Annotated in this window: 12 protein-coding genes; 7 read left to right on the top strand and 5 right to left on the bottom strand. The window is 63.8% G+C overall.

Going from position 1 to position 14,894, the window contains the following annotated elements:
- Window positions 1-125: 125 nt before the first annotated feature.
- Window positions 126-725 (bottom strand): phosphoribosylglycinamide formyltransferase, encoded by a 600-nt coding sequence (gene purN, locus AC1DUB_RS08635; RefSeq protein ID WP_477729204.1) that lies wholly within the window; start codon window positions 723-725, stop codon window positions 126-128.
- A 49-nt stretch (window positions 726-774) separates the two neighbouring features.
- Between purN and AC1DUB_RS08630 the strand changes: the two genes are divergently transcribed.
- The 3 genes from AC1DUB_RS08630 to AC1DUB_RS08620 all read left to right on the top strand — a co-directional run bounded on the left by AC1DUB_RS08630 (window position 775) and on the right by AC1DUB_RS08620 (window position 3,890).
- Window positions 775-1,485 carry a YceH family protein gene (locus AC1DUB_RS08630; protein WP_477729203.1) on the top strand — a complete coding sequence of 237 codons (711 nt, stop codon included), beginning with the start codon at window positions 775-777 and terminating at the stop codon, window positions 1,483-1,485.
- A 73-nt stretch (window positions 1,486-1,558) separates the two neighbouring features.
- Window positions 1,559-2,740: an acyl-CoA dehydrogenase family protein gene (locus AC1DUB_RS08625; RefSeq protein ID WP_477729202.1), complete on the top strand. Its 1,182-nt coding sequence runs from the start codon at window positions 1,559-1,561 to the stop codon at window positions 2,738-2,740.
- Window positions 2,741-2,774: 34 nt separating this feature from the next.
- Entirely contained in the window at window positions 2,775-3,890 is a 1,116-nt protein-coding gene (locus AC1DUB_RS08620; RefSeq protein WP_477729201.1) for an acyl-CoA dehydrogenase family protein, read from the top strand.
- A 73-nt stretch (window positions 3,891-3,963) separates the two neighbouring features.
- Here AC1DUB_RS08620 and AC1DUB_RS08615 read toward each other — a convergent pair whose 3' ends face one another.
- Window positions 3,964-4,521, bottom strand: a complete 558-nt coding sequence (locus AC1DUB_RS08615; protein ID WP_477718238.1) for an HNH endonuclease — start codon at window positions 4,519-4,521, stop codon at window positions 3,964-3,966.
- Window positions 4,522-4,671: 150 nt separating this feature from the next.
- Here AC1DUB_RS08615 and AC1DUB_RS08610 point away from each other — a divergent pair, with 150 nt between their 5' ends.
- The 4 genes from AC1DUB_RS08610 to AC1DUB_RS08595 all read left to right on the top strand — a co-directional run bounded on the left by AC1DUB_RS08610 (window position 4,672) and on the right by AC1DUB_RS08595 (window position 11,040).
- Window positions 4,672-5,712: a bifunctional riboflavin kinase/FAD synthetase gene (locus AC1DUB_RS08610; RefSeq protein ID WP_477729200.1), complete on the top strand. Its 1,041-nt coding sequence runs from the start codon at window positions 4,672-4,674 to the stop codon at window positions 5,710-5,712.
- Between the two features lie 122 nt (window positions 5,713-5,834).
- Window positions 5,835-8,753: an isoleucine--tRNA ligase gene (ileS, locus tag AC1DUB_RS08605; protein ID WP_477729199.1), complete on the top strand. Its 2,919-nt coding sequence runs from the start codon at window positions 5,835-5,837 to the stop codon at window positions 8,751-8,753.
- Entirely contained in the window at window positions 8,753-9,247 is a 495-nt protein-coding gene (gene lspA, locus AC1DUB_RS08600) for a signal peptidase II (RefSeq protein ID WP_477729198.1), read from the top strand. Before ileS ends, lspA begins: the two co-directional genes overlap by 1 nt.
- Before the next feature lie 131 nt (window positions 9,248-9,378).
- On the top strand, window positions 9,379-11,040 hold the full coding sequence (locus tag AC1DUB_RS08595) for a Na/Pi cotransporter family protein (RefSeq protein ID WP_477729197.1): 1,662 nt from the start codon (window positions 9,379-9,381) through the stop codon (window positions 11,038-11,040).
- Between the two features lie 42 nt (window positions 11,041-11,082).
- Here the strand turns inward: AC1DUB_RS08595 and AC1DUB_RS08590 are convergent, their stop codons facing one another.
- The 3 genes from AC1DUB_RS08590 to AC1DUB_RS08580 all read right to left on the bottom strand — a co-directional run bounded on the left by AC1DUB_RS08590 (window position 11,083) and on the right by AC1DUB_RS08580 (window position 14,831).
- On the bottom strand, window positions 11,083-11,904 hold the full coding sequence (locus tag AC1DUB_RS08590; protein WP_477729196.1) for an NUDIX hydrolase: 822 nt from the start codon (window positions 11,902-11,904) through the stop codon (window positions 11,083-11,085).
- 74 nt (window positions 11,905-11,978) lie between these two features.
- On the bottom strand, window positions 11,979-13,373 hold the full coding sequence (locus tag AC1DUB_RS08585) for a DUF1501 domain-containing protein (protein WP_477729195.1): 1,395 nt from the start codon (window positions 13,371-13,373) through the stop codon (window positions 11,979-11,981).
- Window positions 13,374-13,391: 18 nt separating this feature from the next.
- Window positions 13,392-14,831 (bottom strand): DUF1800 domain-containing protein, encoded by a 1,440-nt coding sequence (locus AC1DUB_RS08580; protein WP_477729194.1) that lies wholly within the window; start codon window positions 14,829-14,831, stop codon window positions 13,392-13,394.
- Window positions 14,832-14,894 lie beyond the last annotated feature (63 nt).

The raw sequence follows: 14,894 nt of genomic DNA, 5'->3' as shown, positions 1-14,894 counted from the left end.
GACGGCACACCGCAGGCGGCGATCCGCCGGACAGGACGAGAACGCCACACCGGGTCCATGGCGCGGTGCCGGGTCAGCGGTCAGCGGTCAGCGGTCAGCGATCAGTGGTCAGTGGTCAGCGACCATCAGCCAGCGGCCTGCTCCAGCAACGCGCGGATTGCCCGCGGGTAGATCAGGTGCTCCTGGCTCAGCACACGGGCGGACAGCGTGTTCGCGCTGTCTCCCGCAAGAATGGGCACCACCGCCTGGGCCAGGATGGGGCCGTGGTCAAGATCGGCCGTGACCAGGTGCACCGTGGCACCGGCCACCTTGCAGCCCGCATCGATGGCCCGTTGATGGGTGTTGAGGCCGGTGAAGGCGGGCAGCAGGGACGGATGAATATTGACCAGCCGACCGGCGTAGTGCGCGACAAAAGCGGGCGTCAATATGCGCATGAAGCCGGCCAGCACCACCAGTGCGGGCTGGTAGCTGTCGATGGCGCGCTGCAGCGCCGCATCAAACGCATCGCGTGAGTCAAATTCCTTGTGATCAATCACCTGCGTCGCAATGCCCAGCCCGGCCGCAGTGGCCAGCCCCCCGGCAGCCGGCTTGTTGCTGATGACGCAGGCCACGTGGGCATGCAGTGTTTCCTGCCACCGCTCTTTTTGCGCTGCATTCGCGATGGCCACCATGTTGGAGCCCGTGCCAGAGATCAAAATAACGATGTTCTTTGGACTGCTTCCCATATTGTTTCTTATCACCTTCTGGTGCCTCTTTCAAATATCACCCTAGTTTATGACCATCAGAACCCTGACCCCAATTGAAGCCCGCGTGCTGGGCACACTCATGGAAAAAGCCCGCACCGTGCCCGACAGTTACCCCCTGAGCCTGAACGCACTCGTGTCGGGCTGCAACCAGAAAACCAGCCGCGACCCCTTGATGGAGGTGAATGACGATGAAGCGCGTGCCGCCATTGACAGCCTGAAAGCACAGAGCCTGGTCTTTGAGGGCAGCTCCAGCCGCGTGCCTCGCTTTGAACACAATTTTCAGCGCGCCGCAGGGGTCAACGAGCCCCAGGCCATGGTGATGGGCCTGCTGATGCTGCGCGGCCCGCAAACCGCCGCCGAGCTGCGCACCAATGGCGAGCGCTGGTACCGGTTTGCCGACTCGGCAGCGGTGGAAACGGTGTTGCTTGAGCTACAACAGCGCGGCGAGGACGGTGGCCAGGCCACGGTGCAAAAACTGCCCCGCGCAGCAGGCGCCCGCGAACAACGCTGGGTTCACCTGCTGTGCGGCGAGCCCGACATCCAGGCCCTGATGGCCAGCGCACCCACGACCGCCGAGGCCGAAGGCCTTCTGGCCCGCGTGACCGCCCTTGAAAACACGCTGGCCCGGCTCAAGGCAGACAACGCGCAACTGCGCAGCCATGTCCTGAACATCAGCGAGCAACTGGGCATTGCACTGCCTGAAACACCGGATGACGCCCACGATCATTCGCCAAATTAGGCCGGTTTGTCCCCGTTTTGACAGGTCAAAAAGCACATTCGTGCTAAAACCGTGGAAATCGACGGAGACATGTATGGATTTAGCTTTCACCCCTGAAGAGCAGACATTTCGCGAAGAAATACGCGCCTGGGTTCATGCCAGCCTGCCGGCTGATATTTCGCACAAGGTGCACAACGCCCTGCGCCTGTCACGTGACGACATGCAGCGCTGGGCCAAAATCCTGGGCAAAAAAGGCTGGCTCGGCCATGGCTGGCCCAAGGAATTTGGCGGCCCGGGCTGGAACGCCGTGCAAAAACACCTGTTTGAAGAAGAATGTGCACTGGCCGGCGCGCCACGTGTCGTGCCATTCGGCCCGGTGATGGTCGCTCCCGTCATCATGGCCTTCGGCAGTGCCGAGCAGCAAAAGCGCTTTCTGCCGGGCATCGCCAGCGGCGACGTCTGGTGGAGCCAGGGCTACAGCGAGCCAGGCTCCGGCTCCGACCTTGCATCGGTCAAATGCCGGGCCGAACGACAGGGCGACAAATACGTTGTCAATGGCCAGAAAACCTGGACCACGCTGGGCCAGTACGGCGAGTGGATTTTCTGCCTGGTGCGCACCTCTACCTCCGGCAAACCGCAAACCGGCATCTCTTTTTTGCTGATCGACATGAAGTCGCCCGGCGTCACGGTGCGCCCCATCAAGCTGCTCGATGGCGAAAGCGAAGTCAACGAGGTCTGGTTTGACAACGTGGAAGTGCCCGCGGAAAACCTGATCGGCGAGGAAAACAAGGGCTGGACCTACGCCAAGCACCTGCTCAGCCATGAGCGCACCAACATTGCCGACGTCAACCGCGCCAAGCGCGAACTGGAACGACTCAAGCGCATCGCCAAAGCGGAAAACGTTTATGGCGACATGCGGTTTCGCGACGAGATCGCCAAGCTCGAAGTGGATGTGGTGGCGCTGGAAATGCTGGTGCTGCGCGTGCTGTCCGCTGAAAAATCCGGCAAGAACTCGCTGGACATCGCCGGGCTGCTCAAGATCCGGGGCAGCGAGATCCAGCAGCGCTACAGCGAACTGATGATGCTGGCCGCCGGCCCGTTCAGCCTGCCTCTCATCGAGGAGGCCATGGAAGCCGGCTGGCAGGGCAACTTCCCGGGCGGCGTACTGGCCAATGCGCCGCTGGCGTCCACCTATTTCAACATGCGCAAAACCACGATTTACGGCGGCTCCAACGAGGTCCAGCGAAATATCGTTTCACAAGTCGTTTTGGGTTAATGCTGGTTTAAAGGCTGGCTTAAAGGAAAGCACTATGGATTTCGATTTCACCGATGACCAGGAACAACTGCGCGACGCGGTTCGCAAATGGGTGGACAAGGGCTACGACTTCGAACGCCGGCGCAGCATTGAAAAAGCCGGCGGTTTCTCACGCGAGGCCTATGGCCAACTGGCCGAACTGGGTCTGACAGGCCTGTACATCCCCGAGAACGACGGCGGCATGGGCATGGGGCCGGTGGAGGGCATGGTAGTCATGGAAGAGCTGGGGCGCGGCATGGTGCTGGAGCCCTTGGCCCAGACCCTGGTCACCAGCGCTGTGCTCTCCGGCTACGCACCCGATGCCGTCAAGGCCGCCTGGCTGCCGAACATTGCCTCGGGCGACAGCCTGGTGGTGCTGGCCTATCAGGAGCGGGCTGCCCGCTACCGGTTGGAACAATGCGAAGCAACAGCAGTTGCAAGCGGCGATGCCTGGTCGCTGACAGCCGTCAAAAGCATAGTGCCCGCGGGTGACCAGGCCGACGCCTTCCTCGTGCCGGCCATGGCCAGCGGCAAGCTGGCGCTGTTTCTGGTGGAACGCACCGCAACGGGGGTTGCCACCCGCGGCTACAGTACCCAGGACGGCGCGCGCGCCGCGGAGGTGACGCTCACGAATGCACCGTCCAGCCTGGTCACGCTGGACGGCCTCACCGCGCTCTGCCACGCCGTCGACATCGGCATTGCCGCCACCTGCGCCGAAGCGGTCGGCGTGATGGACAAAACGCTCGCTGTCACGGTCGAGTACATGAACACGCGCAAGCAGTTTGGCGTGGCCATCAGCAGCTTCCAGGCACTGCGCCACCGCGTGGCCGACATGAAGATGCAGCTGGAGCTGGCGCGTTCCATGAGCTACTACGCCTCGCTCAAGCTCAACGCGCCAGCGGATGAGCGCCGCCGGGCATTGGCCCGTGCCAAGTACCAGTTGGGCGTTTCCATGCGTTTTGTCGGCCAGCAGGCCGTGCAGCTGCATGGCGGTATCGGCGTGACCGACGAGTACATCGTCAGCCACTATTTCAAGAAGCTGACCCAGCTGGAGATGACGTTTGGCGACACGTTGCACCACCTGGGCGAGGTGTCAAGCCGGATGCAGGAGACGGCCGGCGTGTTTGCCTGAAGGATGAAAGAACAGGCGTGAACGGCCTGGAGCGTCACGCGTGCAGGTGTGCAGGCGTGAAGGCATCAGATCGTCACGCGTGCAGGCGTGACGTTTTGGGAATGTGCGCCATCAGGAATTCCATCTGGTCCGCCAGGATGCGGCGGTTGCGCAGGATGAAATCTTCCCAGAGGCTGGGCACGTAGGGGGTGTAGATCAGCGGCATATGGGCCTGCTCGGGTGTGCGGCTGCTTTTGCGGTGGTTGCAGGCGCGGCAGGCCGTCACCACATTCATCCAGGTGTCGATGCCGTTCTGGGCGAAAGGAATGATGTGCTCGCGCGTCAGGTCTTCTTCGTGGAAATGCCCGCCGCAGTAGGCGCACACATTGCGGTCCCGCGCGAACAGCTTGCTGTTGGTCAGCCCAGGCTTGAGGTCAAACGGGTTGATGTTGGGCACGCCCTTGGTGCCGATGATGCTGTTGATGGAGATGACCGACTGAATTCCGGTGATGGCGTTGTGGCCGCCATGAAAGGTGGCGACCCGCGCGCCCATCTCCCAGCGCACTTCGTCCGCCGCGTAGTGCAACACGGCTTCCTCAAGGCTGATCCACGACTGTGGCAACCCCTGGGCTGAGAGCTTCAAGACCTTCAAAACGAACCTCCATGAACATGGAAACACGAAATCAGACCGACCGTGTATCAATATACAGTGAAATCATGACAAAGAGGTTCAAATCCCCCATTAACCACGTTCAAGCCACGTCCAACCGGGCTCCGGCGCTATGGAAACGATAATCACCCCATGAAAGTCTTCCGTGGTTACCACCATCCCGAACTGGCGCCCGGCTGCGCCCTGACCATCGGCAATTTCGATGGCGTGCACCGGGGCCACCAGGCCATGCTGGCATTGCTCAAAAATGAGGCCCAGCACCGCGGCGTGCCCAGTTGCGTCATGAGTTTTGAGCCCCATCCCCGCGACTATTTCGCCGCGGTCGCCCGCAAACCCGAGCTGGCGCCCGCGCGCATTGCCACGCTGCGCGACAAGCTCACCGAGCTGGCGCGCTGCGGCATTGACCAGTGCGTAGTGCTGCCTTTCAATGCCCGGCTGTCCTCGCAGGCCCCCGAAGCCTTTATCCAGGACGTGCTGGTGCAGGGCCTGGGGACAAAATACGTACTGGTGGGCGACGATTTCCGCTTTGGCGCCAAACGCGCGGGCGACTACGCCATGCTGGACGCGGCGGGCGAGCGCCTGGGTTTTGACGTGGCCCGCATGAACAGCTATGAGGTGCATGGCACCCGGGTGTCCAGTTCTGCCGTGCGGGAAGCACTCGGAGAAGGCCGGATGGACCGGGTAGCCAGCCTGCTGGGCCGGCCGTACAGCATCTCGGGCCATGTGGTGCACGGCCGAAAACTGGGCCGCGACCTGGGTTTTCGCACGCTCAACCTGCGGTTTTCCCACTGGAAACCGGCCGCCAGCGGGATTTTTGCGGTGCATGTGCATGGGCTGGCCGCCGAGCCATTGCCGGGGGTCGCCAACCTGGGCATACGCCCTTCGCTGGACCCGCGCGACGCCAATGGCGGACGCGTCCTGCTCGAAACCTATTGCCTCGAATGGCCGGCGAACCTGGGCGCGGAGGGGGCATACGGTAAAATCATCCGCGTGGAACTGCTACACAAACTGCACGACGAACTGAAATACGACGGTCTGGTCAGCCTGAAAGCGGGCATTGCCAGGGACTGCGAAGACGCACGGGCGTATTTTTCCCAGGCATCTTTGGCCCAGGCTTTTTCGGCATCCATGCACACGGAAACCAGCCGCCAGACCACGCGAGACCGAATTTAGACGACCTCGTCGCCCCGGTCGCAGCCCTTCGACAGGCTCAGGGCGAGCGGCCTTTTACTCTTTCCCTTCCCCCAACACAGCCGTTCGGGCTGAGCCTGTCGAAGCCTTTTCGAGCGACACCCATGCCTGACAACAAAACCGATTACCGCAGCACCCTGAACCTGCCCGACACCCCGTTTCCGATGCGCGGCGACCTGCCCAAGCGCGAGGCCGGCTGGGTGAAGGAATGGGACGACAAAGGCATTTACAAGAAACTGCGCGATGCACGCTGCGGTGCGCCCAAGTTCGTGCTGCATGACGGCCCGCCGTACGCCAACGGCAAGATCCACATCGGCCACGCTGTCAACAAGGTCCTGAAAGACATGATTGTCAAGGCGCGCCAGCTCAAGGGACTGGACGCCATCTATGTGCCGGGCTGGGACTGCCACGGCCTGCCGATCGAAAACGCGATTGAAAAACTGCACGGCCGAAAACTGGCCCCCACGCTCCCCGCTGCGCGTGGCTCGCTGCCCCCCGAGGGGGCCGCCCAGGGGCTAGGGAGCGGCCCGTCGCCCCTGGATATCCGCGCCGAGTTCCAGGCCAAGTGCCGCGCCTTTGCCACCGAGCAGATCGCCGGCCAGATGGCCGACTTCAAGCGCCTGGGCGTGCTGGGTGAATGGGACAACCCCTACCGCACAATGGACCATGCCAACGAGGCCAACGAGATCCGTGCGCTCAAGCGCATCATGGAGCGCGGCTTTGTCTACCGCGGCCTGAAGCCGGTGTACTGGTGTTTCGACTGCGGCTCCTCGCTGGCTGAATTTGAAATCGAATACGCCGACAAAAAGTCGCAGACGCTGGACGTGGGCTTCAAAAGCGCCGAGCCCGACAAACTCGCCGCCGCCTTCGGCCTGCCAAGCCTGGCCAAGGACGCCTTTGCGGTGATCTGGACCACCACCGCCTGGACCATCCCCGCCAACCAGGCGCTCAACCTCAACCCCGAGCTGGAATACGCGCTGGTCGATACCCCGCGCGGCATCCTGCTGCTGGCCGCGTCGCTGGTCGACAAATGCCTGGAGCGCTACCAGCTCACCGGCACCGTGCTGGCCACCACGCAGGGCAAAAACCTGGCGCTGCTGAAGTTCATGCATCCGCTGTATGACGTGAAAGATGACAACGGGAACCAGGGCTACCAGCGCTTCAGCCCGGTGTTTCTGGCCGACTACGCAACGGCGGACGACGGCACGGGTATCGTGCACTCCTCGCCTGCCTATGGCGTGGAAGACTTTAACTCCTGCGTGGCCAATGGCATTGCCTACGACGACATCCTCAACCCGGTGCAGGGCAACGGCCGCTATGTCGACGAATTACCGCTCTTCGGCGGCCTCAACATCTGGAAGGCCGCGCCACTGATCATCGACAAGCTGCGCGAGCATGGCCGCCTGTTTGACTCGCACAACATCGTTCACAGCTACCCCCACTGCTGGCGCCACAAGACCCCGGTGATCTACCGCGCCGCGGCCCAATGGTTTGTGCGCATGGATGAAGGCGTGGGTGTCTTCACCAAGGACAAGGCCGGAAAAACCCTGCGTGAACTGGCCCTGACCGCCATCGAAGAAACCAGCTTCTACCCGGAAAACGGCAAAACCCGCCTGCACGACATGATTGCCGGCCGGCCCGACTGGTGCATCAGCCGCCAGCGCAACTGGGGCGTGCCGCTGCCCTTCTTCATCCACACCGCCACCGGCGAGTTGCACCCCCGCACCATGGAGATCATGGACCAGGCGGCCCGCATGGTGGAGGCCGGCGGCATCGAGGCCTGGAGCAAGGCGAGCGCCGAATCCATCATCGGCGCCGATGCGCCGGATTACATCAAGAGCACCGACATCCTCGATGTCTGGTTTGACTCGGGCACCACGCACGACCACGTGCTCAGGCACAGCCACGCGGCGCAATCAACCTGGCCGGCCGATTTGTACCTGGAAGGCCATGACCAGCACCGCGGCTGGTTCCATTCATCGCTGCTCACGGCCTGCGCGATGTACGACCACGCGCCCTACAAGGGCCTGCTGACCCACGGCTTCACCGTGGACGGCAAGGGCCGCAAGATGAGCAAGAGCGAAGGCAATGTGGTGGTGCCCCAGGAAGTCAGCGACAAGCTGGGCGCCGAGATCATCCGGCTCTGGTGTGCCTCCACCGATTACTCGGGCGACCTGGGCATCGACGACAAGATCCTGGCCCGCGTGGTCGACGCCTACCGCCGCATCCGCAACACGCTGCGCTTTTTGATGGCCAACGTCAGCGACTTCGACCCGACCAAAGACGCCGTGCCGTTTGACCAGATGCTGGAAATCGACCGCTATGCGCTGAGCCGCGCGGCGCAGCTGCAGGCCGACATCCTGGCGCACTACGAGGTCTATGAATTCCATCCCGTCGTCTCCAAGCTGCAGATCTACTGCAGCGAAGACCTGGGCTCTTTTTACCTCGACATCCTGAAAGACCGGCTGTACACGACCAGTCCCAAATCGCTGGCCCGCCGCAGCGCGCAAACGGCACTGCACCAGATCACCCATGCCATGCTGCGCTGGATGGCGCCCTTCCTGAGTTTCACAGCCGAGGAAGCCTGGAAGGTGTTCGGCCAATCCGAGTCCATCTTCCTGGAGACCTATGCGGAGTTCAAGCCGCAGGACGACGCGCTGCTGGCCAAATGGTCACGCATCCGTGAAATTCGCGATGCTGTGAACAAGGACATTGAGGCTTTGCGCGCCGACGGCAAGGTGGGGTCGTCCTTGCAGGCCAATGTGGCCCTGGAGCTGGCGGCCGACGACCACGCACTGCTGGCCTCTTTGGGCGATGACCTGAAGTTTGTCTTCATCACGTCTACTATTGATTTAGTAGCATCATCCTCAATCAAAACCCTGGTTACCGCCAGTTCCGATACCAAATGCGAGCGCTGCTGGCACTACCGCAAAGACGTCGGCCATGACCCGGCGCACCCGACCATTTGCGGCCGTTGCACGAGCAACCTGTATGGCGCCGGTGAAGACCGGAAGTACGCCTGATGGCCAAGGCGTTCGGAAAAACCTCGGGTTCCATGCTGCCCTGGCTGGGGCTGGCACTGATTCTGTTAATTGCCGACCAGTTCACCAAGGTCCTCATCCTGGGCTATTACCGCCTGGGCGACGCCACCTACGTGACCGGCTTCTTCAATGTCGTGCGGGTTCATAACGCGGGCGCGGCGTTCTCCTTCCTGGCCTCCGCGTCCGGATGGCAGCGCTGGTTTTTCACCGCCATCGGCATTGCGGCTGCGCTGTTGATCGTGTGGCTGCTCAGGTCTCATGCCGGCCAGAAGCTGTTCTCGTTTGCGCTGGCCTGCATTCTGGGCGGGGCGGTCGGCAACGTGATAGACCGCAGCCTGCACGGCTACGTGGTGGATTTCCTGGATTTTCACTATCGCAACTGGCATTTCCCCGCCTTCAACATTGCCGACAGCGCCATCACCATCGGCGCGATCTGCCTGGTGCTGGACGAATTGCGCCGCGTGCGCAGAAGCTGACCCGGCCCCGCGCTCGCGCCTGCCCGGCGTGTGGCTTTGGCGTGCGGCTTCAGAGTGTGGCTTTAACTTCACAGTGCCGGGGTCAGGCCACTGGCGCCTCAACCCGCTGGCGTATAGTGGCTTCTGACCTTATGAAGCATCTGTTGAATTTATTGGCGGCCATTGCGCTGCTTGTCTGGGGCACCCATCTTGTACGAACCGGCATCCTGCGGGTGTTCGGTGCCAGTCTGCGCCAGGTGTTGGCGCGCAGCATCAGCAACCGCTTCACCGCCGCCTTGTCGGGCATCGGCGTGACCGCGCTGGTGCAATCCGGCACCGCCACCGCGCTGATTGTCTCTTCGTTCGTCGGCCAGGGGCTGATCGCGCTTCCGCTGGCGCTGGCCGTGATGCTGGGCGCCGACATCGGCACCAGCCTGATGGCGGTGGTGTTTTCCTTTGATTTGTCCTGGTTGTCGCCCCTCTTCATTTTTCTGGGTGTGGTGCTGTTCATCTCGCGCCAGGACAGCAATGCAGGCCGCCTGGGCCGCGTCCTGATTGGCCTGGGCCTGATGCTGCTGGCCTTGCGGCTGGTCACGGACTCCACCGAGGTGCTGACCCGGGCTCCGGCCGTCAAGGCGCTGCTGGCATCGCTCAGCAGTGACCTGCTGCTGGAAATCACCACCGGTGCAGTGTTGTCCCTGGTGTCTTATTCCAGCCTGGCGATCGTACTGCTCACCGCCGCGCTGGCCAGCACCAACGTCATTCCGCTGGACGTCGCCCTGGGCCTGGTGCTGGGCGCCAACCTGGGCAGCGGCCTGCTGGCCGTACTGACCACGGCAAGGTCCTCCATCGAAACGCGGCAGGTACCGATGGGCAACCTGGTGTTCAAGGTGCTGGGCATTGTCATGGCCGCCCCGCTGATCGGCCTGTGGCTGCGGCATGTGCGCCCGCTGCTGGGTGAGCCGGCCACAGCGGTGGTACTGTTCCACTTCGGCTTCAATGTCATCATCGGTGCGGTCTTCATTGGCCTGACCCATACGGTGGCGCGCTGGATCGGAGTCTGGCTGCCCAAGGCCGGGAAAAAGACCGACGCCAGCACGCGCCACCACCATCTGGACCCTTCCGCACTGGCCACGCCATCGCTGGCGATTTCGTGTGCAGCGCGTGAGGCCATGTACCAGGCCGATGTGGTGGAGACCATGCTGCGCGGCGTGCTTGAAGTCATCAAAAAAGATGACATCAAGCTGGCTGAAGACCTGCGAAAACTCGACGATACGGTGGATACGCTGTATTCAGCGATCAAGTATTACCTGACCAAAATCTCCCGCGAAGCCCTGAGTGATGAAGAAAGTCGCCGCTGGACCGACATCATCAGCTTCACCATCAACATGGAGCAGATCGGCGACATCATCGAGCGGGTGCTGATTGATATTGAAGACAAAAAAATCAAACCCGCCCGCAGCTTCTCGGAAGCCGGCATGGCCGAAATCGCGGAGTTGCATGAGCGGCTGATTGATAACCTGCGCCTGGGCATGAGCGTGTTTTTGAACGGCACGGTGCGTGACGCCCAGAAGCTGCTGGAAGAAAAAGCCCGCTTTCGCGACCTGGAGCGCGCCTATGCCACCACCCACCTGGGCCGGCTGTCGGCCAACACGCTGCAAAGCCTGGAAACCAGCTCCCTACACATCGACCTGATCAGCGAGTTGAAGCGCATCAACTCGCATATCTGCTCCATCGCCTACCCGATTCTTGACTCGGCCGGCGCCCTGGCGCCCAACCGCCTGCGGCCCATGGCGCTGACCGACCAACCCTGAAGCCCGGCCCTGCCCTCTCCTGACCTGCCTGCGGGCTGCAAATCAGGGCAGCTTGAGCACATCGCAGAGAATCAGCGCGGCTTCCGTGGTGAACTCACCTCGCTGCAGGGCGTTCAGCAGTTGCTCCGCGTCCATCAGGCAAAACTGCTCAACCTCGCCGTCCTGGTTGTTCGGGACCAGCCGCTCGGGCACGGTGCAGCAATACCAGTCGATGTTTTCGCTGACATAACCCGCCCCCTTGCCATCGCTGCAGGGGCGGCAGGTGCTCAGGCGTCCGCCGTAACGCATGTCCTGCAGGTCGACGGCATGCAGCCCGGCCTCTTCCCAGGTTTCACGCACCAGCGCGGTCTCCACCGTGTCCGCCGCCGACACCATGCCACCCATCAGGGTGTCCCACTGGCCCGGGTCATTGGCCTTGTCGAAAGCGCGTTGCTGCACCCAGAAGCGGCCGTCCGGCGCCTGCCCCACCAGGTGCACGGCCAGCGTGGTGATGCCCAGCGGCCGGACAGCGGCGCGTTCTACCGTCCCCTTGCGATGGCCCAGCTGGTCAGGCACCGCCAGCTGTTCATTGCGCCAGGCGCCCGCCAGGCCGGCCTCGAGCAAGGCAACGGCCACGTGGTTCAGGCTGGTCGTCACGTCGCCCATCAGGCGCCAGCCGAGTTGCTCGGGGTGTTCTTCCTTGAGCAGCGGATGGTGGCCGTCCGTCATGGTATGCAGGGCCAGCTGGCGCAGGAAACCGGGCTCCACCGAGCCGATGATGGACTCACCCGCCCACAGCGGCACACGCCGGCGCAGGGGCGGCACGGTGGCGCGGGCACGCAGGTCGCGCAACCATTGCGGGTCAAAAGAAGCGGGCGGGTTCATGGCTCGCGCCAGTTTACCTTCGCGGCCGTCGTCCAGCGATGACCGCAAGGCCGCGAAAATCCCGCGGAAAGAACTCAGGCCCTGGTGAACAGGCCGTCCAGACGCTGGTCCCAGCTGGCGCCCGGCAACACCGCGGCCAGCTGCGCATCGCCCAGGGCGAAGGTGCCGCGCAGCACCTGGGCCAGCACCGCGCGGTAGTCGTGGTGAGCCGGCAGGTCGCGGCCTTCGTTGAGGTTGCTTTGCGCCAGCCCCGTCCACTGGCCATGCCAGCGCCCGCCGGCGATGCGGCTGCCCATGAGCCACATGGCATTGCCAAAGCCGTGGTCGGTGCCGCGTGTGCCGTTTTCGGCGCTGGTGCGCCCGAATTCGCTCATCGCCACAACCACGTCGCCGGGCTCGGAAAAGTCCTGGCGCAGCTGCGCGATGCCACGCGCCAGGTTGCCCAGGTTGTTGGTCAGCTGACCAGTGGCAGCGCCCTGGTTGGCATGCGTATCCCAGCCGCCCGCCGACAAAAACCCGAGGCGCAGCTTGCGGTCGTTGCGCATCAGCGTGCCCAGGTGCTGCGCATCAAGCTGCAGGCCCACCGGGTCGGCCGCGCCGTTGCTGGCCGCCAGCATTTGCGCCGCCTGGGCCTGAACGTTGGCGGGCGTGCCGTCGCGGTCCAGACGCTTGTCGGCCATGCGCCTGTCGTCTTGCGCCATTTTTTCGGCCTTCGCGGCCTTTTCGGCTCTTTGCTCCGTGAGCTCCTGCGCGCTCTGCATGCGGCTGCCCACGCCCTGGCGGAAGGCCTCGCTGACCTTGTCGTCGCCCGCGTACAGGTCCATCAGCGCCTGGCGGGTTCTGTCGTTGGCCAGCACGCCGGTGCGCTCGGCCGACTGGCCACGCGGGATCAGCCGGACGGCGGCGGCCTGCCCGCCCAGGATGGCGGGATTGGCCTCCCCCACACCGAGCGCGGCCGCGCCCGGCGCGGCGGCTTTGCCAAGGCCTGCCGTAGCGTTGAGCCATCCCGGCGCGCCGCTGGTTTTGCCGCTTCGCGCAATTTCCATCTGGTACTGCGCATCGAAGTGCGAACGGTTGGGCGCGGGCAGGCCGGCCGCGGGTACGAAGCCCAGAACGCCTTGCTGCCACAAGGGCAACAGCGGAGTCAGCGCGGGGTGCAGGGCGAAGGTTTTGTCGAGCCGGATGGCAGTTTGCGCCGTGCCGTCGGGCGCCGCGATCGCGATGTTGGGGCGAATGGCGTAGTAGTCCTTGTCCGCATAGGGCACGAAGGCCGACAGGCCGTCATACGCGCCGCGCAGGAAGACGACGATCAGGCGCCCGCCGTCCAGACCTGATCGGCCCGCCAGGCCCACAGGCAAGGGTTGTGCCCACACGCCGGGCACGCTCAGCGACAGCGTGGACAGCGCCCCCAGGCCCAGCACCCTGCGGCGCTGCAGCGGATACGCCGATGAAGAAGGGCTGGAATTCATGGGACTCCTCGGTGCCGGTTATTTACGCATGAAGTCGGGGCTGGCCAGCATCAGGCCGGTGCGCATCTGCGCGGGTTCCTGCGCGATGCGCTCACGTGTGGCGCTGCTGAAAAAAGTGTTGAGGTAGGAAGGCTCCGCCATGCGCTGGGCCAGGCTCATGGCGTAGTCGGCGCGACGGGTCAGAGCCTCGGGCGCGAGCCAGGTGCCGGCATCGGTCTTGTAGCCGTCGGGCGTTTGCCAGCCGTGCATGGGCTGGCCGGCCTGCGCAAGAAAGCCCAGGGTCTGCACGATGTCGCGGCGCTCCTTCACGCCGCCGGCCGCTGTGAGCGCGGAGCAGGCAAAGTCCAGCGGTGTCTTGAAGAGCTGGTTGTCCCGCGCCCAGAACTCCGGCGACTCGATCAAGGTGTGCATCACCGCGCGGATGTCGCCTTGCGTGGCGGTGAAGGTGCTTGCCAACCGGTCGACCAACGCGGGTGGGGGCTTGTCGGCCACAAAGAAACTCGCCAGCCGCGTGGAGACCCGCCGCGCCGTCTCGGGCCGCCGTGCCAGGTAGCGGATGGCCTCCTCGCCTTCCGAAAGGCTCTCGTTGCCGAAGGTGCGGCCCAGCAGGACCTTGCCTTCCTTGTCGTGCAGGCGCTCGGCAAAGCGAAAGCCCTCGCCGTCCTTGAGGTTGACCGTCCAGCCGGTGAGGATGCGGGCCAGTTCACGCACGTCTTTTTGCGTGTAGCCGCTGTTCACGCCCAACGTGTGCAGCTCCATCAATTCGCGAGCGTAGTTTTCATTGAGGCCGCGGTTGTTGCTCTGCGCCTGGTCCAGGTAAAACAGCATGGCCGGGTGCTTGGCACTGGCCAGCAGCAGGTCCTCAAAACGGCCCAGGGCGTTGGCACGGATAACATTGACCTCGTAGTGGCCGACAAACGGGCGCACCGCCCCCTTGCCGACGAACACATTGAGGTGGTTGAACCAGAATTCAGTCATGCGCGCCAGCAGCGGGTTTTCCAGTGCCGGATCGCTGCAGGACATCAAGCGCCATGCGGCGGCGCCCTGGGCCATGTCGCGGCTGAATTTTTCCGCGCCTGCGCCCGTCTCCGCTGTGGCGGCCGTGCCGGTCCTGGCCGTTTCACGCAAGGTCCTGCGCGCCTCCCGCTCGGCCTGGAAGCTACGCGCGATCTCGTTGAGCGGCGCATTGATGCCGGCCAGCTCGGCGGGAAGGGCGGGAGGGCGGCGGCTCGCGGCGTAGGCCGCGTCCAGTTGTTGCAGCGCCCAGGCTTTGGGTGACGCCTCCACGGCCTGCGCCGAGGCCGGTGTGGGCGCATAGCCCAGGCGCGAGGCGACGCGCCAAGCGGCGGCGACGTTGGCCGGGGACGGCGCGGCATCGGTCTGCGCATACGCCGCGGGACCGGCAAGGCAAGCCAGGAAGGCCGCCAGCACGCCAGCCTGGGTGATCGCTATGGGCATGTTTTTCTCCTGCTGCCCGTTGTAACGCATTCGCCGCGCCTTGCGTTGAATGCGGCCCGTGGC

Source organism: Polaromonas sp. P4_F9, assembly GCF_056401235.1.
Note: the sequence above shows the minus strand (reverse complement) of the source record. Positions and strands in the feature narration are given on the sequence as shown.

Excerpts from the sequence above, each read along its gene's own strand:
- purN (WP_477729204.1), bottom strand. The coding sequence starts at position 725 with ATGGGAAGCAGTCCAAAGAACATCGTTATTTTGATCTCTGGCACGGGC.
- AC1DUB_RS08630 (WP_477729203.1), top strand. The coding sequence starts at position 775 with ATGACCATCAGAACCCTGACCCCAATTGAAGCCCGCGTGCTGGGCACA.
- AC1DUB_RS08625 (WP_477729202.1), top strand. The coding sequence starts at position 1,559 with ATGGATTTAGCTTTCACCCCTGAAGAGCAGACATTTCGCGAAGAAATA.
- AC1DUB_RS08620 (WP_477729201.1), top strand. The coding sequence starts at position 2,775 with ATGGATTTCGATTTCACCGATGACCAGGAACAACTGCGCGACGCGGTT.
- AC1DUB_RS08610 (WP_477729200.1), top strand. The coding sequence starts at position 4,672 with ATGAAAGTCTTCCGTGGTTACCACCATCCCGAACTGGCGCCCGGCTGC.
- ileS (WP_477729199.1), top strand. The coding sequence starts at position 5,835 with ATGCCTGACAACAAAACCGATTACCGCAGCACCCTGAACCTGCCCGAC.
- lspA (WP_477729198.1), top strand. The coding sequence starts at position 8,753 with ATGGCCAAGGCGTTCGGAAAAACCTCGGGTTCCATGCTGCCCTGGCTG.
- AC1DUB_RS08595 (WP_477729197.1), top strand. The coding sequence starts at position 9,379 with ATGAAGCATCTGTTGAATTTATTGGCGGCCATTGCGCTGCTTGTCTGG.
- AC1DUB_RS08590 (WP_477729196.1), bottom strand. The coding sequence starts at position 11,904 with ATGAACCCGCCCGCTTCTTTTGACCCGCAATGGTTGCGCGACCTGCGT.
- AC1DUB_RS08585 (WP_477729195.1), bottom strand. The coding sequence starts at position 13,373 with ATGAATTCCAGCCCTTCTTCATCGGCGTATCCGCTGCAGCGCCGCAGG.
- AC1DUB_RS08580 (WP_477729194.1), bottom strand. The coding sequence starts at position 14,831 with ATGCCCATAGCGATCACCCAGGCTGGCGTGCTGGCGGCCTTCCTGGCT.